This is a genomic window from Dictyobacter kobayashii, from assembly GCF_003967555.1.
Taxonomy (GTDB): domain Bacteria; phylum Chloroflexota; class Ktedonobacteria; order Ktedonobacterales; family Ktedonobacteraceae; genus Dictyobacter; species Dictyobacter kobayashii.
Genome location: NZ_BIFS01000001.1, coordinates 4,917,534 through 4,938,598 on the forward strand (window position 1 = coordinate 4,917,534; position 21,065 = coordinate 4,938,598).

The 21,065-nt window shown below is 53.7% G+C and carries 18 protein-coding genes and 3 pseudogenes; 3 read left to right on the forward strand and 18 right to left on the reverse strand.

Annotated features, from left to right (window positions below):
- Positions 1-251 precede the first annotated feature (251 nt).
- Positions 252-2,102, reverse strand: a complete 1,851-nt coding sequence (locus EL645_RS21555) for an RNA polymerase sigma factor (RefSeq protein ID WP_307720583.1) — start codon at positions 2,100-2,102, stop codon at positions 252-254.
- Positions 2,103-2,293: 191 nt separating this feature from the next.
- Here EL645_RS21555 and EL645_RS21560 point away from each other — a divergent pair, with 191 nt between their 5' ends.
- Entirely contained in the window at positions 2,294-3,466 is a 1,173-nt protein-coding gene (locus tag EL645_RS21560; protein ID WP_126552412.1) for an oxalate decarboxylase family bicupin, read from the forward strand.
- Between the two features lie 526 nt (positions 3,467-3,992).
- Here the strand turns inward: EL645_RS21560 and EL645_RS41260 are convergent.
- The 5 genes and pseudogenes from EL645_RS41260 to EL645_RS21585 all read right to left on the reverse strand — a co-directional run bounded on the left by EL645_RS41260 (position 3,993) and on the right by EL645_RS21585 (position 9,313).
- Complete coding sequence (locus EL645_RS41260) at positions 3,993-5,099, reverse strand: molybdopterin cofactor-binding domain-containing protein (RefSeq protein ID WP_246035573.1); 1,107 nt, start codon at positions 5,097-5,099, stop codon at positions 3,993-3,995.
- Between the two features lie 164 nt (positions 5,100-5,263).
- A pseudogene (locus EL645_RS41265) lies at positions 5,264-6,411 on the reverse strand (molybdopterin cofactor-binding domain-containing protein); the annotation flags it as partial.
- A 341-nt stretch (positions 6,412-6,752) separates the two neighbouring features.
- Entirely contained in the window at positions 6,753-7,283 is a 531-nt protein-coding gene (locus EL645_RS21575; protein ID WP_246035428.1) for a (2Fe-2S)-binding protein, read from the reverse strand.
- 13 nt (positions 7,284-7,296) lie between these two features.
- On the reverse strand, positions 7,297-8,211 hold the full coding sequence (locus EL645_RS21580) for an FAD binding domain-containing protein (RefSeq protein ID WP_126552414.1): 915 nt from the start codon (positions 8,209-8,211) through the stop codon (positions 7,297-7,299).
- Positions 8,208-9,313: pseudogene (locus EL645_RS21585) on the reverse strand (amidase). Before EL645_RS21585 ends, EL645_RS21580 begins: the two are co-directional and overlap by 4 nt.
- Before the next feature lie 443 nt (positions 9,314-9,756).
- Here EL645_RS21585 and EL645_RS21590 point away from each other — a divergent pair.
- Positions 9,757-10,440, forward strand: a complete 684-nt coding sequence (locus EL645_RS21590; protein WP_218031958.1) for a cyclase family protein — start codon at positions 9,757-9,759, stop codon at positions 10,438-10,440.
- A gap of 212 nt (positions 10,441-10,652) precedes the next feature.
- Here EL645_RS21590 and EL645_RS21595 read toward each other — a convergent pair whose 3' ends face one another.
- The 6 genes from EL645_RS21595 to EL645_RS21605 form a co-directional block, all read right to left on the reverse strand.
- Entirely contained in the window at positions 10,653-11,189 is a 537-nt protein-coding gene (locus tag EL645_RS21595) for a CPBP family intramembrane glutamic endopeptidase (protein WP_161977571.1), read from the reverse strand.
- Positions 11,186-11,614, reverse strand: a complete 429-nt coding sequence (locus EL645_RS39450; protein ID WP_161977572.1) for a hypothetical protein — start codon at positions 11,612-11,614, stop codon at positions 11,186-11,188. The genes EL645_RS21595 and EL645_RS39450 overlap by 4 nt, the downstream gene beginning before the upstream one ends.
- Before the next feature lie 159 nt (positions 11,615-11,773).
- Positions 11,774-12,028 (reverse strand): PucC family protein, encoded by a 255-nt coding sequence (locus tag EL645_RS42895; protein WP_246035429.1) that lies wholly within the window; start codon positions 12,026-12,028, stop codon positions 11,774-11,776.
- Between the two features lie 84 nt (positions 12,029-12,112).
- Positions 12,113-12,685: an MFS transporter gene (locus tag EL645_RS42900; RefSeq protein ID WP_307720584.1), complete on the reverse strand. Its 573-nt coding sequence runs from the start codon at positions 12,683-12,685 to the stop codon at positions 12,113-12,115.
- On the reverse strand, positions 12,601-13,143 hold the full coding sequence (locus tag EL645_RS42905) for an MFS transporter (protein ID WP_246035430.1): 543 nt from the start codon (positions 13,141-13,143) through the stop codon (positions 12,601-12,603). The genes EL645_RS42900 and EL645_RS42905 overlap by 85 nt, the downstream gene beginning before the upstream one ends.
- A gap of 960 nt (positions 13,144-14,103) precedes the next feature.
- A complete protein-coding gene (locus EL645_RS21605; protein WP_126552416.1) occupies positions 14,104-14,793 on the reverse strand; it encodes a hypothetical protein in 690 nt (229 codons plus the stop codon).
- Positions 14,794-15,137: 344 nt separating this feature from the next.
- Between EL645_RS21605 and EL645_RS21610 the strand changes: the two genes are divergently transcribed.
- The gene (locus EL645_RS21610; RefSeq protein ID WP_136625258.1) at positions 15,138-15,662 is read left to right on the forward strand and encodes a DUF5808 domain-containing protein; all 525 of its coding nucleotides are present in this window, start codon (positions 15,138-15,140) and stop codon (positions 15,660-15,662) included.
- 21 nt (positions 15,663-15,683) lie between these two features.
- On the opposite strand, the pseudogene EL645_RS21615 reads toward EL645_RS21610, so the two are convergent.
- The 6 genes and pseudogenes from EL645_RS21615 to EL645_RS21635 all read right to left on the reverse strand — a co-directional run bounded on the left by EL645_RS21615 (position 15,684) and on the right by EL645_RS21635 (position 21,011).
- Positions 15,684-16,606, reverse strand: a pseudogene (locus tag EL645_RS21615) (carbohydrate ABC transporter permease).
- A gap of 2 nt (positions 16,607-16,608) precedes the next feature.
- A complete protein-coding gene (locus EL645_RS21620; RefSeq protein WP_126552418.1) occupies positions 16,609-17,547 on the reverse strand; it encodes a carbohydrate ABC transporter permease in 939 nt (312 codons plus the stop codon).
- Positions 17,548-17,646: 99 nt separating this feature from the next.
- Positions 17,647-17,886 carry a hypothetical protein gene (locus EL645_RS42910; protein WP_246035432.1) on the reverse strand — a complete coding sequence of 80 codons (240 nt, stop codon included), beginning with the start codon at positions 17,884-17,886 and terminating at the stop codon, positions 17,647-17,649.
- A gap of 11 nt (positions 17,887-17,897) precedes the next feature.
- Positions 17,898-18,995 carry an ABC transporter substrate-binding protein gene (locus EL645_RS21625; protein WP_246035433.1) on the reverse strand — a complete coding sequence of 366 codons (1,098 nt, stop codon included), beginning with the start codon at positions 18,993-18,995 and terminating at the stop codon, positions 17,898-17,900.
- 368 nt (positions 18,996-19,363) lie between these two features.
- Positions 19,364-19,963 (reverse strand): methyltransferase family protein, encoded by a 600-nt coding sequence (locus EL645_RS21630; RefSeq protein ID WP_126552419.1) that lies wholly within the window; start codon positions 19,961-19,963, stop codon positions 19,364-19,366.
- Positions 19,964-20,090: 127 nt separating this feature from the next.
- Positions 20,091-21,011, reverse strand: a complete 921-nt coding sequence (locus EL645_RS21635; RefSeq protein ID WP_126552420.1) for a formate/nitrite transporter family protein — start codon at positions 21,009-21,011, stop codon at positions 20,091-20,093.
- Positions 21,012-21,065: the final 54 nt, after the last annotated feature.

Genomic DNA, 21,065 nt, shown 5'->3' on the forward strand with positions numbered 1-21,065 from the left:
ATTTCAGCGGCGGCACAAAAGGCAAGAAATGATTATATAGTTGACATGCTCCTAAATTTTAGCTCTGCCTATCATCAAGTTTCATTCGGATATCAACGGGCACTCTTCGTTTTTCGTCGTTTGAACGAGATGGGCAAATATAGACTTCTGCTTGCCTTGGATCATCAAATAAAAGATCATCATTCCAGTATAGAAGCTGGAATGATGCTGATATCATCCGATGGGGGATGAGTGTTGGAGGCTATCTAGCATCAGAGTACTGGATCGGGTAGCCGGGCCAGCTCATCCCGAATTTTGGCGGTGTCGAGACCTGCTTTTCGCATCAGTTTGGCACTGAATCCCTCTTCTTGACGCAGCAGGCCGAGCATGAGATGTTCCGCGCCGATAAGGTTGTGTCCCAATTGGTGGGCTTCCTCATAGGCATAGTTTATAGCTTCACTGGCTGCCGTTGTCGTGAGCCCTTTGATAGTGCCAGTTAGCTCATAGCTCTGCTCACTCAGAAATTGCTCTAGCGCTTGCAACATAGTGGAACGTTCAATCTGTAAGCGGTCGAGGATCTGCGCCGCCCGTGCCTGACTACTGGACAGTTGCAGAATACCATACAGCAGGTGCTCTGGAGCGGCGTGAGAATGATCAAAATGCAATCTGATTGTATTTGCATGCATGAGTACATCTGTGTAGCTGACACTAACACGGGCCCTACCGTTGGGTGAATCCGGTCGTCTGGTCAGCGCCAGGCGCCGCTGGGAATTTTCAAAAACCTGCTTGAGACGTTCATGTTGAGGATCACCTGCCGGATATTTCTTGAGCAACTTTTGTTGTGTTTCCTGGAGGGTCTGCGCGGCTCTATCGATATCCAGCTCGATGCCACTTTCCGTGCGTGTATCAATCGTTCTGGTCTTGCTCTGGTCTGCCTGAGGAGGCATCACAGGCGGTTGTTCCAAAACAATGACTTGTTGAAGTGTTGTGACATCTAACGCTGACTCTGTCCCTGTCCCTGACAGATGCCGCAGCACCTGATCCCGCAGTTGCTCGGGCTGTATATGTAGCTGCTGTAAAGCCTGCTGAGCAACAGACTGTTCTTGCAGGAGCAGGCTAAGAAGTACATGGATTGGCTGTAGTTCCTGGTGCTGGAAGTGTTGTGCCAGTTTTATAGCACCTGCCTGTACATTAATCGTATCTTGTGACATCCCACGGGCAGTCTCACCTTCAAGGTGAGGACTCACCGTTCTCACTGCTTCCCTGGTCAGCTCCAGGTTCATGCCTGCTTGCGACAGCAATTCTGCAGCCTCGCCTATTTCTGTATGCAGCAGGGCCAGGAGGAGATGTTCGGTCCCGAGGAACGGCTGGTCAAGCAGCCTCGCCTCTGTATAGGTTAGTGTGATGACACGTATCATAGCCTGGCTGAACTTCGGTGGAACGGGCCGACCACTTTGCCAGGCTTGTTTCTCTTCTGCCATTATTTTTTTTCCTTTCGAGCTTGTTACTTGAGGGAACCTGAGTTCGTATTCAGCCGCGAGCTGGCCACGTAAGGTTCTGCGGGCTTTGAAGAGGCGGCTCTTGACGGCTGTCTCTGAGATGTTCAGCAATGTGGCAATCTCCTGGATGCTGTGTTGCTGATAGTAATAGAGCAGTACGGCACTGCGTTCTTTCTCAGAGAGCGTTGAGATAACGGTAAGGAGTAGTTGTTGCAGCTCATGTTCTTCGGCGTGTGCTTCTGGATCAATGCGCTGCGGAGCGTAAACTTCTAGCCCAGTGGGGGGATGTTCCTGAAGCAGCTGTTCCAAAGAGAGGGGATTATTTCCTCGCTCTTTCACAACACTCAAAGCAAAGTTGCGCACGATACTGTTGAGCCAGCCGCCAAAACGTGCTGGATCTCGTAGCTGATCCAGCGAAAGATAGGCCGCCAGAAAAGCCTCCTGCGTAATTTCGTAGGCCAGCTCTTCTTGTCTGACTATTTTCAGGGCAATCCGTTTTGCCTGCGCTTGATAGCGTCTGATTAATTCATTGCTGGCACCCGGTTGCCCATACAGGCGAGCATAACCAGGTCTGCATCCGTCCTCTGCTGCATCGGTTCTCCTTGAGCATTTTATCTCTCTTATATAGAAGAGTCATTTTGGGACTTGGAGGTTGCTTTTGGTGCTGGCCTTTTCAACTAGCTGGTCACAATTCAGGCCCAGGCGATTACTTATTGTATGAGAGCTATGTTTCAGCTTGCTTGATAGCAGGTCCCACAATAGATATTCCCTTTGAGGGGTGTCGATTGCTACAAAAATACGAAAGGAAACCCGACATGCAGAAGACTTCGCCACAATCCGGCGATGAGTCGAGCCAGGCACCGCAGCCGATCAGGGATGGTGCTGGCGCGACCATCATGGGGCCGCGCAATGTGCCCCTGGAACGCGAGAACCCCGATCTGCTGGCCTCTCCCTATACCGATTCCGGCACGATCCCCAACCTCAAGTTCTCTTTCACCACGGCACGCAACCGCCTCGTCACAGGTGGCTGGGCCCGCGAGGTGACGGTGCGCGAACTGCCGGTTGCCACCGAACTGGCCGGGGTCAACATGCGCCTCAAACCCGGGGGCATACGCGAGATGCACTGGCACAAGGAGGCTGAATGGGCCTACATGCTGGCGGGGGGCGCCCGCATCACCGCCGTCGATGAGCAAGGGCGCACCTTTATCGATGACGTTGGCGAGGGCGACCTGTGGAACTTCCCGTCGGTGATTCCGCATTCGATCCAGGGTCTGGAAGAGGGTTGTGAGTTTCTGCTGGTGTTCGACAACGGCAACTTCTCGGAGAACGAGACCTTCCTGATCACTGACCTGTTCAAGCATATCCCACGCGAGGTGCTGGCCAGGAACTTTGGCGTCCCAGAGACCGCCTTCGCTAACATCCCGACTGATATCGAGCACGAGCGGTATATCTTCTCCGGGAAGGTACCTGGCCCGATGGCTAATGACATCGTCCAGTCGGGGGCGGGTATCGTGCCCCAGGCCTTCAGCCATCATATGATGGACCAGGAACCAATCAAGGCGGCGGGCGGCTGGGTGCGCATCACCGACTCCACCAATTTTCCGGCTGCGAGCACCATTGCGGCGGCGCTGGTGAATGTTGAGCCGGGCGCGATGCGCGAGCTGCACTGGCACGCCAAAGACGAGTGGCAGTACTACATCTCGGGGCGTGCGCGCATGACCGTGTTCGCGTCCGGTGGCAAGGCGCGCACCTTCGACTATCAAGCGGGCGATGTCGGCTACGTGCCCTTCGCGATGGCCCATTACGTCCAGAACCTGGGCGACGAGCCGCTACGTTTCCTGGAGATGTTCCGCAGCCCCCGCTTCATGGACGTATCGCTCAACCAATGGATGGCGCTGACGCCGCCCGAGCTGGTGCAGGCCCACCTCAACCTGGACCAGCAGACGATCGCCGCCCTGCGCAAGGACAAACCCATCATTGTACGCTAGGTAAAAAGAGAAAATAAAGCAGTACGTGCGGGACTTGCCCCAATACCATTGAGATACGAAGCATTTGAGATCAGAACCATGGGATGGGAGCCTGCCCCCTTTTTACCCTCCCCATACGAAAAAGCAACAAGAAGAACGAATTGTATAGGTTCGGGCCTCAGCGCCCGATTGCCCCACCGGTAGTGGGGCCCGGTCTCCTTGCCGCTCGGTCTCTCGTCACCGCTACCTCGACCCACGCGGTGCCCAAACGCAGGGTCCGTGTTTGGGCACCGCGTAAAGGAAAGGATCATGCCACGAGACACCCCATCGCTGGGATACTGGGCCGCCAGCTCTGCGGAGGGCGGCAATCGGGCGCTGAGGCCCGAACCTATGAGCATCGTCTTTCTTGTCGCTTTTTCGTACAGGAAGGGAAAAGGGGGAGCAAGCTCCCATCCCATGTTTGAGCTCAAATGCTTCGTATCTCAACGGCATTGGGGCAAGCCCCGCACGTACAGATCTTATTTATTTCGCTTTTGCTTGCATGCCGCTAGTTATTTGGTACTCCCCTGGCTTGTTGTAGGATTTCGTGCAAGCGGCAGGGGTGCAGGGGCATCTCGCGGATGCGTATGTGCCAGGGTGAAAGCGCGTCATCGAGGGCCGAGGCGAAGAGCGCCGCGACAGGGATGACGCCGGCTTCGCCGACCCCCTTCATGCCCAGGGGATTGAGCGGCGATGGCGTCTCGATATGCTCGACGGTGATGTCAGGGATCTCGGCGGCGGTCGGGATGAGATAGTCCATAAAGGTGGAGCTGAGCAGTTGTGCCGTGTCATCGTAGACCAGGCGCTCAAAAAAGGCACCCCCGATGCCTTGCGCTACACCACCATGTACCTGTCCCTCTACTACCATTGGGTTGATCAGTCGTCCGCAGTCGTGGACCGCGACGTACTTCACGAATGAGACCATGCCGGTGGGCAGATCGACCTCGATGATGGCGCCATGCACACCACTGGCAAAGCTGCCATGCGGTGGACTGTAGAAGCCGTCGGCCTCCAGTCCGGGGGCGTCACGTTCTGGCGGTAGGGCGGGACCAGGCCGGGCAGCGGCCAGATTCATCGCCGCCAGCGTGCGTGCGTTGTCACCATAGGTATAGCGCAACGGATTCGCTTTAATGGCCATCTGTCCCAATGTCAGAGATCGCTGCGGCGCTCCCCTGACAAAGACCTTGCCGGCAGCCAGCTCTATATCTTCAGCTGAAGCTTCAAATAGCTCAGCAGCCAGCGCCTGTACTTTTTCGCGTACTTTGACCGCTGCCAGATGGACCGCCGAACCAGCGACCGTGGCGGCGCGGCTGGCAAAGGTTCCGACACCCCAGTTGAAAGCCTGCGAGTCTCCGGCCGTGACCAGGACAGCTTGCGGCTCAATGCCAAGTTGATCGGCCACGATCTGCGCGAAAACCGTCTGGTGGGCCTGTCCCTGTGAGGTCACTCCGGTGGAGACAAAGACATGGCCATCGGGCTCGACACGTACGTGGGCCCCCTCGTAGGGACCAATCGACGTTCCCTCGACGTAGTAGCCGATCCCGAGTCCCAGGTAGCGCCCCTGCGAGCGGGCCTGTGCCTGTCGTGTCGCAAAGGTGTCATAATCGAGTGCCAGCTTGAGCTTATCAAGGGCGGCCTGGTAATCGCCGCTATCGTAGCGTGTGGGTCCGCCATCCTGGTAGACAAAGCCAACGTCCCAGGGAAACTCATGGGGCGAATGAAGTTGCGTGAGCGTACCTCCAGGCGATCCAACTGCAGTTCAAGGGCGATCCGATCCATGATACGCTCCATCACAAAAACAGCATGCGGACGACCCGCGCCCCGATATGGGCTCACCGGGACCTTGTTGGTATATAAGACCTGGCAGTCGCTGGCATAGTTTTGTAGCCGATAGGGCCCTGGCAATGAGCAGGCAGTAATAATGGGGACGATAATGCCGTAGGGGTATAGGCTCCCGTATCGTGTAGAAATGCATCGCGCACAGCGAGCAGCAGGCCCTGGTCATCGAAGGCGTATTCCACTTCGTGCAGCTGACCGCGCTCCTGGTTGGTCGAGATAAAGTTCTCCCGCCTGTCCTCGATCCACTTGACAGGCCTGCCCAGCCGCATGGCGGCAAATGGAACCAGGATCTCCTCAGGATAGAAGAGCATGATTTTCGCGCCAAAGCCACCACCAACATCCGGGGCAATCACTCGTACTTTGTGCTCTGGCAGGTGGAAGATCGCGGACAGGCCATTGCGGATAGGGATGGGTGCTTGTGTGGATATCCAGCAGGTAAGCATCTGCTCATAGCGATCCCAGCGCGCAACGATGCCGCGACACTCCATCGGCATGGCCGCTCCGCGCTCCATCTGGAACGTCTCACGTATGACATGGGGGGCAGTGGCCAGCACTTCATCTGGCTTGCCAACGCTCTGTACCAGGTGGGCCGCGACATTGCCCTGGACGTCTTCGTGGACGAGCGGGGCAGCGGGAGCAGAGGCTATCTCCAGACTATGAACGACGGGCAACGGCTCATACTCCACTTCAATTAACTCCAGCGCATCTTCGGCCAGATAGCGGCTCTCCGCCACAATAAAAGCGACGGCTTCTCCCACATAACGCACCTCGTGAAGTGCCAGGGGAAGCTGGGTACGGGGCTGCGTTAGAGCTTGATGTGGTATCAGCAGGGGCGATGGCTCCAGCACATCACCGAGGTCGGCGGCGGTAAGTACCAGCTGCACGCCCGGCAAGCTGCTGGCTGCCTGTGTATCGATACGCACAACCTTAGCGCGCCCATAAGGGCTGCGTAAAACCGCTGCGTGTAGCATCTCCGGCAGGTCAATATCATCGACATAGACGCCCTGCCCACGAAGAAGACGCGGATCTTCATTACGCTGAACAGGAGCGCCAAACCAACGTGTCGCCATGTTTCCCCTTCCCTTCATGCGGATAAAAAGGACCTCAACATCCGATCCATTTAACTTGAGAACGCAACAAGCCTGAAAAAGCAATCATAAATATGATTTATGCGTTAAGTTATTTGATCCGCCTTTATTTATTCAGGCTTGAAAAAGAAAAAATAAACAAGATCAGTACGTGCGGGGCTTGCCCCCGCTTGCTCCGTTCCTGCCTGAAAAAGTAACAATAATAATGCTATGCGCTCAAACAAATAGCTGCAAAACATTCTTATTGTTGATTTTTCGAGTGGGAAGATTAAAAGCGGGGCAAGCCCCGCACGTACTGATCTTGTTTCTTTTTAACATTCAAGCTCGAAAAATCAACAAACTTATTCTTCATCCTGCCCTTGCTCAGCCATGTGCTCGGCCGCATATCTGACCGCCGCCACGATATTCTGATATCCGGTACAGCGGCAGAGGTTCCCGGCGAGTCCGTGCCGAATCTCTTCCTCTGTAGGCATGGGATGCTCACGTAGCAGCGCGTGCACCGAGATAATGATGCCAGGCGTACAAAAGCCGCATTGCAGAGCATGCTTCTCCCGGAACGCCTCTTGAATCGGATGCAGCGGCTCTTGTGGTCCGGCGAAACCTTCAATGGTCGTGAGATCCATCCCATCGGCCTGCACCGCCAGCATCAGGCAGGAACGGACGGGCTCGCCATTGAGGAGGATTGTACAGCAGCCACAGACACCATGCTCGCATCCGACATGCGTCCCGGTGAGGCCTAATTCGTGACGCAGGAAATCTGAGAGCAGTAAGCGTGCTGGCACACGCCGCTCATAGAGCTGACCATTCACGGTCAGGCTAAGCGAGCACATATCACATAAGGCAGGCAAGGGCGTTTGTTTGATCGTAACCATCGACAAAACCTCCTTAGGCATCGTTCAGTGGCTGAGATATTCGACCGCGAGGGTCGAACCTATTGCAGCGTTGCCAGGCGCTTCTCAGTACCCGCCTGGTCGCCTCTGCCGTTAGCGAGCGACGATAGGCGGGCGTCGCATGGATATCGTTTAATTCAGCATCGACCAGCCGCTCGGCCGCCTGTGCGGCAGCTTGCAATACCGCGTCGTCAAGTGTTGTACCTGCAAGCATCTGCTCAATCTCATACCCGCGTACAGGTGTCGCGGAGATCCCAAAATAGCTGATACGCGCTGACAGACACGTTCCCTCATGAGTAGGAAGCACGACCGCGATAGCTCCCGCCAGCGCATAATCGCCAGCCCGACGCGAGAACTCAATACAGGCCCAGCCAGCCTGCGGAAGGAGCCAGGGGAAACGAATTTCCGTGACGATCTCCTGGGCGTCCAGGGCGGTCGTGAGGTAAGTGGTAAAAAACTGCTCGGCTTTGATGATCCGCTCACCAGCGCTACTGCGCGCCACCACCTCACCATCCAGACAGCTAAGCAGTGCAGGCAACTCCGCGGCAGGATCGGCATGGGCGATACTGCCCGCCAGGGTGCCCCGATTACGGATCTGCATATGCCCGATATGTTTTATGACCTCTACCAGGAGTGGGTGCCGCTGCTGTACTACTGCGGATTGCTCAACGCTGCGTTGACGCACAGTGGCCCCGACCGCGAGGTAGCTCTCCCTGGCGTCAATGTAATCCAGCGCAGCCACACGGTTGATATCGACCAGGTAGAGCGGGGCGGCCAGGCGCATATTCAAGAGCGGGATCAGGCTTTGGCCGCCCGCTAACACCTTTGCGTCTGTGCCACATTGCGCTAATAGCCTGAGCGCCTCATCCAGTATCCCTGGCGCACAGTACTGAAATTGCGGTGGTTTCATGCTTTGTACTCCTGGCTACCGCAATGGCTGGACAATATATCCGCCATCGGAGCGACACATGCCAGCACCTGCTCATCTGCCATCGCCGCGCCCACGCACTGCAAACCGAGCGGCAACTTATTCGCCGCCAGCGCGGCCGGAATAGTAATCGCGGGTAACCCGGCATAGGTCCAGGGAAGGTTCATAAGCGGGCTCCCGGTCGAGTCTAATCCCTCGGGGGCCGGACCCTGCGTTGCCGGACTGACCCAGAGATCAATGCCCATCTCTTTCATCTGAGCCTCTAACGTCTCGCGCAACCTGGCACGCCCTTCACGCCCTTGCGCGAGTTCTTCGTCACTCACCGTCTGCCCTTCATGAATCGCGGCTAGCGTACGCGGTCGATAGAGCGTTTCATAGCGCGTGAACCAGGGGGCATGCACCTGAGCCATTTCAGCGAACACCATACGCATATGCAGACGATTGATCCTCTCGATATCGGAGAATACCTGGACACGACAGATGCGATAGCCAGACTTTTTCAGTAGCGTGAGCTGGTCTTCGAAGGCGGCCAGGGCTTCAGCGGAGGCTTGAGCAAGATAGGGTCCATCAGGGACACCCAGGACAGGTAAAGACTCAGCCGGGACGCGGCCCTCACTGCGCCAGTCTCGGCAGAGCAGTGGCGCCACAAAGGCAGATCCCGCCACATCTTGCGTGAAGTACCCGATATGTTCCACCGAGTTAGCACATTGTACCAGGCCATCAATAGGGATACGACCATAGGTCGGCTTGAAACCAACAATGCCACAAAAGGCCGCCGGCCGAATAGTCGAGCCAATAACCTGCGTACCCAACGCCAGCGGACAAAGTCCCGCTGCGACCGCCGCGACTGAACCGCTACTGGAGCCGCCAGGAGTATGCTTCACGTTATGTGGATTGCGTGTCTCCCCGGCTCAAAATAGGCAAATTCGGTGCTAACAGTCTTGCCAAGAATACAGGCCCCGGCCGCCCTGAGCATCCCTACACACGAAGCTTCGGCGCCCGCGAATAATTCCGCCGGTAACTGCGATCCCGCCCTGGTCGGGAAACCATCGACCCGAAAGGTATCTTTGACCCCAACAGGAATCCCATAAAGCGTGGACGGTTCAGGGGATCAGGAAAACGCTGTTGTAAAGCCGCTATTTCAGCTTTTAAGCGGTCTCGACGGTCCTTCTCAGGAAGGAACGCGTGCAACTGTGGATCAATCATATCGAGCCGCTCACAGATGGTATCGATATACGCAAACGGATCTAACTGCCCACTACGCAGTGCAGATGCGGTTGCTGTAGGATGTGGAAAGAATCAAGGGCTAGCCTCCTCTTCGCTACTTATATCTAGCATACAAAGGATCAAAAGCGGATATGCGCGTGCAGAGCTGATTAAGATATTTTATAGAAGTAAATTGATAAATAGGAAAATAAAAAAGAATAATAGAGATGATATAATAATAAGTATACCATTTGTATTGTGGAACACAATGCTAAAAAACGTTTCCATGCGCCTGAGCGCTATGCCAAAGGAGGGCACGAGATGAAGCCGATCGATCTGAGTAACATGCGCGTGCTTGATCTCTCACAAAACTGGGATATGCATACACCAGGCTTTGCCACCTACGAAGGACCAACGATTAAATGGATCAAACGGGTCGCCTTTGACAAGGTAGGTGGTCAGCATATTTCTTCCACGCTGCACGTTGGAACACACCTGACCGCGCCGCTCCATTTTATAACCAATGGGCAAGATATTGGTAGCATTCCCCTGGATAAACTGGTCGGTCCAGCGGTCGTTGTGGATCTTGAAGCCCTGGGGATCGGTGACTACGATTATTATACGGCGGCCCATTTTGAGGAATGGGAGCGCAAAACGGGACAGCGCATTCAGCCCCACGATATCGTTGTCGTGCACACCGGCTATCACAAATACTATCCCAGCAACTGGTATGGTGAGTCGCAACCAGATGAGACGCGCTACTTCATCAAGCATCCTGGACCGACCCGCGAGTTTGCCAACTGGGTCTTAGAGCGCCAGATCTCCTGGTTCGCCATCGACGCCGGTTCGATGGATCATCCCATGAATACCGTCATTCGTAAAGTGCGACCCGACCTGGCTGTAAAGTGCGCGCAGAAACTGGGCCAACCCTTGAAGAGATCTGGCCCGACGACGATCTGCAACTCATGCACTATGCGATGTTCCCGCATGGCATCTTCCACGTAGAGAACGCTGGTGGCATGATCGATGAAGTACTCGACCAGCGCATATGGATCGGCTGCTTCCCCTGGAAGTTCAGCGGCGGTGAAGCGGCTTTCTGTCGCCTCGTAGCCTTTGTCGAGCATCAGCAATAAGCAAACACAGAAGAACGCGCCGCGACTCGGAAGCAACAATAAGAACGGTTAAGTGAGATGTACTGAGGGCAGCCTCGCCTCTACTTAGAGGCTGGACATTCTAATAAGTGCTACCATTGCCTCAATGAGAAAGCAAGTCTCCATTTTCTTTGAGGCGGCCATTCCAGTGATGTAGCGCTTTCCCCAAATATTCCAGCCTAAAAGCACGAGCAGAGCGAGAGCAAAAAAAGGAGTTTCCAGCCAGAGCAAGCTCATTGCTATCATGCTCAAGTTGGTGTGGCCACTGAAAAGCAGGATGCCTATCAAGAATGAGCAGCTATCAAGTGCCGCGTGCATGCTGATGCTAAACCAGAGCGACCTGGTTAGAAGGCGTGCGCAGATCCAGATCGTACTTAACATCAGGTTTGCGATGATAAAAGATAAGGACACATAGCTCAGGCCATTTAACAGGTGAGCAAACACGAAGAACACGCCGGCACACACCACATTGAGCCAGAGCACCATACTTTCGCCCAGGTTCTGAAAGACATAGCCACGGTAGTAGACCTCTTCGCGTATAGCGGTTGCAGTGTATTGAATCACATTAAAGAGCAGGATAATGATCAGTCCCCACCAACTCAACCGGGCGAAATGCGGGTGAACAAGCCCGAGGCATTGCCAATACCCACAGCTAGCAGTGGCACGCCTGCACCAAGCAGTGCTCCCAATAGCATATCGCGCCAGTGACCGCTCAATCCGGTCCAGGCCAGGCCTGCAGTAGAACGACGGTCAATTTTGCGCCGGAACCAGTGGAGAAACCAGACTGTTCCCGCGGCAATCAGCACGTAGCCAAGGGTATAGGCGCCTACCACGCGAAGATCCATATTGTAGGCGAGAGAGTAGATGTTGTTAAGATAGCTGTAGTTGAGATGAAGGCCCAGGTAGAGAAAAAGACCAGCCGCAAGGTCAAAAAGCAAATAGATCAGCAAGGTACCAATAAATGCTAAAAATAGCCTCCAGAGCAAGGCAATCCTTCCGTCTGAGGTCAAAAAGAGACTGCGCATCATGCTTCCGTATCCCTTCGCACCATAAATTTGATGTTATGTTATGTAACTCATCAATAAGTATACTTATGACTGGATATTGTATCAAGTGGTAGATATACGCGCCGCACAAACCAGGCAAGCAACTGAGCGCAACAAGAAATACGAAATGTGCGTACGGGCTCAACGTATCCCTCGCACGCGTTGAATGGCCAGGGTGCCCAGTACCAGGTAGACGACGGTAAGCAGGAAAAGTGAGGTATAGCCGAAATGATTGGGGATGGTACGCAGCAGTTGCAGGATTATGCCGCCGATTGTGATCCCCACGACCTGGGGCAATATACCCACTGCGGACCAGATGCCCATGAACTTGCCGGCTTCGTCGGTGAGCAGGTAATACATCGGTGGTGAGTGCCCAGTCGACGCTGGTATAGGCACCGTAACCAATCCCAAAACAGGCACCAGCCAGCAGGGCGGCATACTGATTTTGAAAGCCAATGAAAATAAAACAGACCAGTGTCATCATGGCGCTCGATAGGTAGACCAGTTTCTTGCGCCCCAATGGTCCGAGGCCCAGCCTGCCAGCAGTGACATCGGCAACGCCAGCAGCAATACCGCTGGTTGAAAGAGGGTGCCGTTGAAAAATTCTCCCGAGAATGAGTTGTTGAAAATGATGGTTTTGACGGCGTGCCCACCTAACACATCGTCAAAATAGTATTGCAGAAAATAATAGACACTCCAGATGCCCATCATGACCAGAAAGCGCGCTAGCAGGACCCAGGAGAGGTTGGGATAGGTAGAGGGTTTGAAGAAGAATTTGCGCAGGAATAGCCGCAGATTGAAGGGTGGGCGTCCACTAACAGGCAAAGGTGTCTCCTTCACGGTCAGGATCGTATAGATGACCACGATGCTCTGTACCAATGCGATCAACAGAAAGATCTGCACGACCTGGTTGCGGTACAGGGGCAGAGGATCGTTCTTGTTGATGATCACGCCAGCAACAATCGATCCTACGACCGTTCCCAGCAAGTTGAACAGGCCGTTGAAGCCCGAGGCCAGGCCGCGCTGTTGCGGCTGTACATTGTCGGCAATAATAGCGCTCCAGGGGAGTTGGCAAAATTATTGCTGAATTGCAGCAGTACAAACAACAGCGCGAAGGCCGCTAGCAGCAGACCCGGTGGAAAAATCGTCGGCGAGAAAGCAAAAATGAGCAGAACCACAACATTGAGGACGGTCCCAATCAGCATAAATGGACGACGCCGACCCAGGCGGAAGCCAGCGTAATCGGAGAGCGCACCAACCAGTGGGTTAACAACCACGGCCACCAGTGTCCCCCAGTTGACCACCAGGGCAAGGTTGATGCTCTTCTGTGCGGGATCAAGGAACTTGGCAACCATACTGGGGATCACCACGGCCAGCAATGCCTGCCAGTGGAACTGGTTGGCGAACCAGAAGAGATTCAGGTTTACCATACCGAAGGAGGAGAGTGGACGCTGAACGGGACTGGCAACGGCATCACCATCGATGCCGGCGGGCTGCTTTGAAATCTTCATCTTTAGAATATCCTTTTCAGAGAAGATACAGTCGTTCCATTATTTGATGCGACAAGAGAAGACCAACAAAAAAGTCCCTCTTTTCGCTAGCTCATTTCCCACGCTTATTGTAAAGCTTATACCGCTAGTATGCAAGAAGGAAATTTTTCCCTGATATCAGAATCATTGGTCAAGGTTCCGTAATCAGGGCAACCATAACAGATGCCAGAAGTTCAGATCCACGCTAAAAGCGACCCCAGCCAGAGTCAGGAGCACAGTGGAAAGGCAGCGCCACCGGTTCCTGGAAGGCAGCCAGACCAGGAGAACGGTATGAGAATATGAATAAATCATGTGGCAAGCGGAATTACCCGCTCATGATCTTTGTAATACTTCGCTGGTGACGGTACATGATGGAAACCAGCGCTGCAGATGTTCTTTCAATTCTTCTCCGGCGGTTTGGAGCGTTTCACTCGGATAAGGTGCAAGACGGTCTAATACAAAGTAGGCTGCTTGAGTATCTTCTGTCAGTTGTGTACGGCGTCCCTGTCGCCAGTTCCATCGGCGGCAGGTGATACCAGCCGAGTCAGTCCAGATGACTTCACCGGCCTCTGGATAGGTGACCTGTCAAGAAGCCAGATAGGAGGAAGGTGTTAGAGACGAGGGACCGAGCGGCGAGGAGACCGGGCCTCACTACCGGTGAAGTCAATACATTTCAATTAATGCTACCTGGAAATAAATGCAACAAGAATAAAGATCAGTACGTGCGGGGCTTGCTCCCGCTTTTAATCTTAATCGCTCGAAAAAACAATAAAAATATGATTTTGCCGCTATTTATTTGAGCGCATAGCATTATTATTCTTGATTTTTCGGATAGGAACGGAGAAAGCGGGACAAGCCCCGCACGTACTGATCGTGTTTATTAATGCTTTTGATGCATCGATTTGTTCTTCAATGAAAAGTATTGAGGACAGCCCTGAGCGCCTATTGGCGCCACAGAGCAAGGGCGGCAGGCACCGCACCAATGATGAAAAGTACGCACACGATCCATACGAGTTGTGGAACCTGGTGGAACGCGAAGAGAAGCATGGTCACAGGACTGCTTAATGCAAAGGCCCAGGCTGTCCAGACGGGAATAAGCCGTGTCCGACCAAGCAGAATGCCTAGCAAGATCGCACTTATCATGTGACCTACGATGTAGATGTATTGATATGTCATGATGAATGGGTCGCCATTAAATTGTCCCCATAAGGTCACGAGTTGTGGCATGCTCCCTACCCGAGCGACATCGTAAGCCAGAATGTCAAGGCTGATAATCGCCCCAAAGGGAGCCCAGCCCACGAGAGCAAAGATTGCCGAGATCGTCGCCAGCCATGGCGCACGCTTCATTCCCAGCAATGCCATTCCCAGGAAACCAAGTGGAAGGAAGATGGTGGCAAGGATGCCAGAGATCATATGGATGTAATTGAGAACCGGACCCAGCGCTGCAATGCTCTGGCTATAGTCGAGAGAAGAGCCATGGGCATTGACGTTGATCCAGGTCATAAGGTAGACAGTCAGGGTCAGTGGCGCAAGAAGAATGCAGATGGCGAGTAAGCGATTCTGGACCCGGCGATAGGCCGGAAGAGACGATGCCGCTGCTGTTTGTTCTGCATGCTGTGTGGATAAGATCATCAGATGAGCCTCCTTATCTGAATTATGCTCGTTACTAAGATCGAATGTTGTTCATCAATGTTGTTCATCTAAGAAGAGTGTATGGTATGCAACGTTCCTCAAGCGTGTTCGCGACCGTTTCTTGAAGACGATTTAGAAGAGTGGAGCGTTCTCAGCTTTAGCAGAAGAGCATAATACTTTTTGATATATACACTTAATAGGTCGATAAATACTGAAAAGAGGTCAGGATGGTGATTGACAGAAGCTGTACTTTCTTGTAATGTGAGAAGCGTTAGAGGCTCGCGTTCTCCAGCATGAAACGTTTGATTCTCAACATCGCCTCTCGCATTGAAGAAGGAAAAGCTATGAATGCACTTCAACTCCTGGTGATCTGTGCCATCCTGATCGCCGTCGTCCTGGTCCTGTTCCTGCCGTTTCCGCGTTGGCAGAGAAAAGTGGATACACGTGTTGATCGTCCACCGATTCCTGTTGCTTCCCGTGATGATGATCAGTACTGGTATGCAGGCTTTTTTTACAGCAACCCCAATGATCCCGAACTGTTTGTCCCCAGGCGTTTCGGCTTCGGGTGGACCCTGAATTTCGGCCACCCCCGGGCCAGGCTGTTCGTGATCACTCTGTTAGTGATGCTCTTTGTGTTAATGCTGGTACCGCCTCTGGCGGTGGCACTTTTTGGGGGAATAGTATCGGATGCCACACGTTTGGATGTCAGCCATAGAAATGGGATTGAAGAGCTTCAAGAGGAAAGTCCATTGATACTCCCATTGTCGACGGGGTCGCCTGCGGAGCAAGCAGGCGCGACCGGGCGCGCAGAGAGGTCCTGCGTGCCCGGTCGCGGCCTGTGGAGTAAGGGGCGTGGTCGCCAGAGCTAGAGCTACCAGCCCCTCCATCATTTACCCTTTGACGCTGCCAGCCCCCAGGCCGCTGCGCCAGAAGCGCTGCAGGAGGACACAGCCGATCAGCAGCGGGATCGAGGAGACCAGGGCTCCAGTTACGATCAGGGATAGAGGAAGTTATTCGCTCCACCCGTAGTGATATTCCAGGTCTCCAGGCCGACCGAGATCGGGAAGAGATTCTGGTTGCTCAACATGATCAATGGCAGGAAGTAGTTGTTCCAGATCGCCACGAACTGGAACAGCAGGATCGTTACCAGTGCGGGAGCCATGAGCCGCATTGCCACCGTTAAGAAGGTGCGATACTCACCAGCTCCGTCGATGCGGGCCGCCTCCAGCAGCTCATCGGGCACGGAAGATGCCACATAGATGCGTGAGAGATAGACGCCGAAGGGACTGACAAGGCTGGGTAAGAGTACCGACCAGATTGTGTTGGTCAGGCCCACGCCGCTCATCATTAGATACAATGGTAGCGCCAGGGCTGTGGCCGGAATGAGGATGGCCCCCAGGATCATTGCGAAGATCAGGTCGCGGCCATGGAAATTATACTTTGCCAGAGCGTAGCCAGCCATAGCAGCCAGGAACGTGCCTACGATTGAGCCCACGCCCGCATAGAGCAACGTATTGAGCAGCCAGCGTACATAGAGGCCATCGCTGTAGGTGAACAACTGCTGCAGGTTGCTCCACAGGTTAAAACTGGGAGAGAACCAGAGACCAAAGGTGTTGAACAGATCTCCCGTATTCTTGGTCGCTGAAACAACCAGCCAGAAAAAAGGGATCAGGAAATACAGCGTGCAGATGATCAGGAAGGTCATAGCCCCCACGCTGCTGCCGGAAAACTGGCGGGAAATTGGGCTTCTGGCCTGTGTGGCTGCCTTTTCCCCACTGATAGATACCGGAACCGAAGTGGTTTGTTGACTCATTTTTACACTCCTGCCTGTCGTCGGGTCACGCGTAAAAAGCCGAAAGAAAAGACGAAGGTCACCAGGGCCAGCACTACCGATATCGCGGCCGCGTAGTAGTAATTATTGTAAGCAAAAGCGGCATTATAGGCGTATAACACCGGTGCGAAAGACGTTGAAATGTTGTTTGAGATCGCCGAGAGCACCTGTGGTTCAGCAAACAGCTGCAAGGTCCCGATGATCGAGAATACGCCCGTCAGAACCAGGGCCGGGGCAACCAGGGGCACTTTAATGAACCAGGCAATGCGGAGGCCCGAGCAGCCGTCGATGCGGGCTGACTCATAGATTTCCTGGGGAATGGCCTGCAGGGCCGCGAAGATGATCAACATATTGTAGCCTGTCCAGGCCCAGATGGCGATGTTCGCGATTGACCACAGCACGGTGCTATAGCCCAGGAAATCCGGTGCCGGTAAATTCAGCGTCTGCAATCCCTTGACAATGGGAGATAGGGCCGGGTCATAGAGATAGCCCCACAGCAGAGCAGCGATGATACCCGGGACAGCATAGGGCACGAAGAAGGCCAGGCGGAAGAAGGCCTTGAGACGCACCACCGTTGAATCCAGCAGAAGAGCTATTATAAGTGCTAACAGCAGCATGATCGGGACCTGTACGATGCCATAAAGTAACATGCGGCCGATGCTGGCATAGAATTTCGCGTCACTGAGCACCGTCGCATAATTGCTCAGGCCGCTGAAGCCAACGGTCGCCCCGCTCAGTCCCAGACCTGTACGCTGGAAATGGAAGGTACTCTGGACGATAGCATAGAGGATGGGGACGAGAAAAAACAGAATGAAAAGCACTCCGAAGGGGAGTATAAACAGATAGGGTGTCAGTACCCGTTTCCAGGCAATAGAACGTGTGACTCCGCGAGCGGACGCGCGGGAGCTTGTTGCGAGCGCCATTGCTTTTTCTCCTATCTTTGTTTGTCGCGCCTTCGCATCCTGCTGAAGCAGGCAGCGCGAAGGCGCACCGGTTGTTTGCTGGCTTGTAGCGTTCCTTGCTTAGGAACTGACATTAAAGCCCTGGTTTTTCATAAACAGGACTGTGCTCTGCTGAACTGAATTCAGCCCGTTCGTCAGAGTATCCTGATTATTGACAGCACCGGCAAAGCTGTCACCAAAGTCGTTGTAAACCTGGTTAATGGTAGGTCCCCACTGGTAGTTGGCATTCACATGTTGCGAGGCAACTTTAAACAAAGCGCCGACGTTCTGATTGCCAAAGAAAGGCTGAGGGCCGTTCACGAGGGGCGAGTCTAAATTTGCCTGACTGGCGGGTAAATAGCGTTCCCTTTGATCATCTCTTCGACGGCCTGCTTATTGGTATTGAGCCACATGGCGAACTCGGCAGCCTCTTTAGGATGTTTAGTGTTATTGAACACTGCGGTAGTAGAGCCACCCCAGTTTCCATTGTTGTACTCGCCTTCCTGCCACTGTGGCAGGGGTGCCACACGCCAGTCGCCAGCCGTCTGCGGAGCATTGGGCTTGATAGTACCCGCGCCCCAGGCCGCTGAAATCCAGGTCGCCAGGGTGCCGGTGTCCAGGTCGTGATACCAGGCATCAGAGAAGTCCGGTTCGGCCTTGATAAGGTTCTTGCTAATCAGATCCTGCCAGTAAGATGCTACTTTCTGTGCCTGGGGATTGTTGATGGCAACTTTCCAGGACTGGCCATCAATGTTGAACATCTGGCCGCCAGCCTGCCACACGAGCCCGTTGAACCATCCCGGGTCCCTGGCGGGGAAATCAGTAATGTATGATTTGGGGTCAGCGGCATGCAGTTTTGCCGCGTCATCGGCATATTGAGCCCAGGTAGTAGGAACGGGCAGGTTATATTTCTGGAAGAGGTCAGCCCGGTAGTACAGGACCAGGGGGCCGGTATCCTGCGGGATGGCGTAGACCGAATTGCCCAGCGATACCTGGTTCCAGGTCCAGGGCACAAACTGATCTTTGAGGGCACCTGCGCCATATTTGGAAAGGTCGATCAGTGAACCGGTTGTTTCAAAGGTCGGTAGGATCTGGTACTCGATCTGTGCCAGGTCGGGTTCGTTATTGGCTTTGATCGCCGTGTAGAGCTTGTTATATTCGTTTGAGCCGCCGCCTAAGTTGATCACATTCACGTGTATATCTGGATGGAGCTTATTGAACTCGGCTGCTGCCTTGTCGACGCCGGTAACCCAGTTCCAGAACGTCAGGGTAACCGGACCTCCCGATGAGCTACTACCAGTAGTGTTTGACCCAGGACTGGTATTGGAAGCCGGGCTGCTGTCACACGCGGACAGCATTCCGAGCAATAACGCAGCCAGTAACACTAGTGGTACAACTTTCACCTTCGAAAATGTAAAGCGATCTGGCATGGTGATCTCCTTTCACCTTCAAGCGTAGGGCAATTTGAATTACGATGAGATGATGCATATCATGATTGGGGACTCTTGTTGAAAGGGGTCTCTAGGATAAAAAATGTGCTATCCACATGACGAGGGGTGGCTCGCTGAGGTAGTGCTGAGCCGGGCACCGATTGTGACAGGCGCTGGTTGTAAAGTGGCGGCAACCAGCCAAAACATTGTAGATCGCCGTCATGTAGACCTCCACCAGTATTGGACACCGTGGATGAAGCGACAAAATACGTTGACAACATCGTCGTTGAACATAAAATACAGAATACGTAAACTATACCAGATTAATAGAAATGAGTCAATGCTAAGCTTTTAGTACACTGATGAGTTTATACAACAAAAGGGATGAGCCGTTTTGTACGCCGCATGTACTCCTGATACTGTTGGCCCAGATGCTCCTGCAGGGCGTGCTCTTCCACATGAATACGGTAGCTCAGGCCAGGTAGCGCGCATCCCATCAAGACCACCAGGCTCAACCAGTTCGTACAGGTGAGCCCAAGCCCGAATAGTATAATGAGCACGCCGGTATAGGAGGGATGACGAATGAGTCGGTAGGGACCCGCTTCGACCACGGTCTGCTCGGGGGCGACCGCTACCGTCGTTGTGAAGGAGGTGCCGAGCACGTGGATGGCGTAGAAACGGAACACGATTCCCGCGTTGATGAGCAGTATGCCCAGCCAGAAGAGAAATATGCGAGCGCTCGTGATGGCGGTGGCAGGAACCTTCAATGCTACCAGCAGGCCGAAGAAAATGCCGAGCGTGAGCATGCCAATGAGGACCGCATGTGATCCTTTATCCTGGCGCCGGGCGCCAGCACGGAGGCGTTTGAATGTCCTGATATCCACGCCCGCTTCCATCACTCGCCAGATGAACAGGTTAGCCACCAGGACACCCAGTAGCACAGGCTGGTGCGCGAAAAGCGGCTGCATGCTCTACGACCTTTCCGTTAGTGTCGATTTCCTCATTTTCAATGCTTATGAACAGTATACCAGATATTGTATGAGAACCAGCCTGGCTGGAAAATGCCACTCTCTTGTTGCATATAGGTTTTTTGCACTACCTGTATCCATTGCCCAATTTTTCAGAGGCGACCTGGGCAAAGTTGAGAACCGCCACCAGTGAGACGCCACCGATAATGTTGCCAATGAGTGTGGGAGTCAGAAAGCCACCAAGGTAGGGGAGCCAGGAAATGACCCCACGATTGACCAGGTAGAGCATATCCACAGAACCAGCAACAACGTGAGCGAAACTGCCAAGCGCTACCACATAGGTGATCAGAATAATCACGTGTAGCCGATTATCGCCAGCGATTGGCAGTAGCCAGACCATGAGCGCAATCAACCAACCAGCAAAAATACCTCGTAGAACGACAAGGCCAAAGTCACCGCGCAGCGAGTGGAGAGAAACTTGCATAAAGGCATGTTGAATGGGGGGCGCAAATAGCGCGGTATGGGCAATCACCCAGGCGAAGATCAGTGCTCCACAAAGATTGGCAAGTAGCACTACCGCCCATAAGCGGACAACGCTTAAGATGGTGCGCCGATCAAAGTGTGCGAGCAAAGGTAAAACCGCCGTCACGGTGTTTTCGGTAAAGAGTTGTTGCCGTCCTAACACGACAATCAAGAAACCAACGCAATAGCCGAAGTTTTCTAGCAACGGACTCCAGGTGGCATTTGGTGGTAGATAAGCGTGAATGAGCCCCTGGGTCACCAGTGAGAAACCCATCGAAAGTCCTGCTCCCAGCCCCGAGATGGCTAAGGCGGCTGGAGAACGCTTTAATTCACGCTCCCCTTCCTCGCGAATCGTTTCGTGAACCACGACCGCACTAAGGCGACTACGTTTAACAACTTCTTTCCGCTCACCGGTATTTAAAGATGGCACGACAGGTGACGATACTGCCACTAATTCTGGCTCGGATGTCACCGTATCAATTTCGATTTGCTCATTTGTCTGCGAGATTTGCTGTTCATCCTCCATAGAAAACCTCCCTACGATCAGTTTTTTTTTATGCATTGTGATTAAGGCCATTAT

Bases quoted from the DNA above. Each gene is read 5' to 3' on its own strand.
- EL645_RS21580 (WP_126552414.1), bottom strand. From the start codon at position 8,211: ATGAAACCACCGCAATTTCAGTACTGTGCGCCAGGGATACTGGATGAG.
- EL645_RS21575 (WP_246035428.1), bottom strand. From the start codon at position 7,283: ATGGTTACGATCAAACAAACGCCCTTGCCTGCCTTATGTGATATGTGC.
- EL645_RS21610 (WP_136625258.1), top strand. From the start codon at position 15,138: ATGAATGCACTTCAACTCCTGGTGATCTGTGCCATCCTGATCGCCGTC.
- EL645_RS21605 (WP_126552416.1), bottom strand. From the start codon at position 14,793: ATGATCTTATCCACACAGCATGCAGAACAAACAGCAGCGGCATCGTCT.
- EL645_RS21630 (WP_126552419.1), bottom strand. From the start codon at position 19,963: ATGCAGCCGCTTTTCGCGCACCAGCCTGTGCTACTGGGTGTCCTGGTG.
- EL645_RS42905 (WP_246035430.1), bottom strand. From the start codon at position 13,143: ATGAAGATTTCAAAGCAGCCCGCCGGCATCGATGGTGATGCCGTTGCC.
- EL645_RS21590 (WP_218031958.1), top strand. From the start codon at position 9,757: ATGAAGCCGATCGATCTGAGTAACATGCGCGTGCTTGATCTCTCACAA.
- EL645_RS21560 (WP_126552412.1), top strand. From the start codon at position 2,294: ATGCAGAAGACTTCGCCACAATCCGGCGATGAGTCGAGCCAGGCACCG.
- EL645_RS21620 (WP_126552418.1), bottom strand. From the start codon at position 17,547: ATGGCGCTCGCAACAAGCTCCCGCGCGTCCGCTCGCGGAGTCACACGT.
- EL645_RS21635 (WP_126552420.1), bottom strand. From the start codon at position 21,011: ATGGAGGATGAACAGCAAATCTCGCAGACAAATGAGCAAATCGAAATT.
- EL645_RS21625 (WP_246035433.1), bottom strand. From the start codon at position 18,995: ATGCCAGATCGCTTTACATTTTCGAAGGTGAAAGTTGTACCACTAGTG.
- EL645_RS39450 (WP_161977572.1), bottom strand. From the start codon at position 11,614: ATGATGCGCAGTCTCTTTTTGACCTCAGACGGAAGGATTGCCTTGCTC.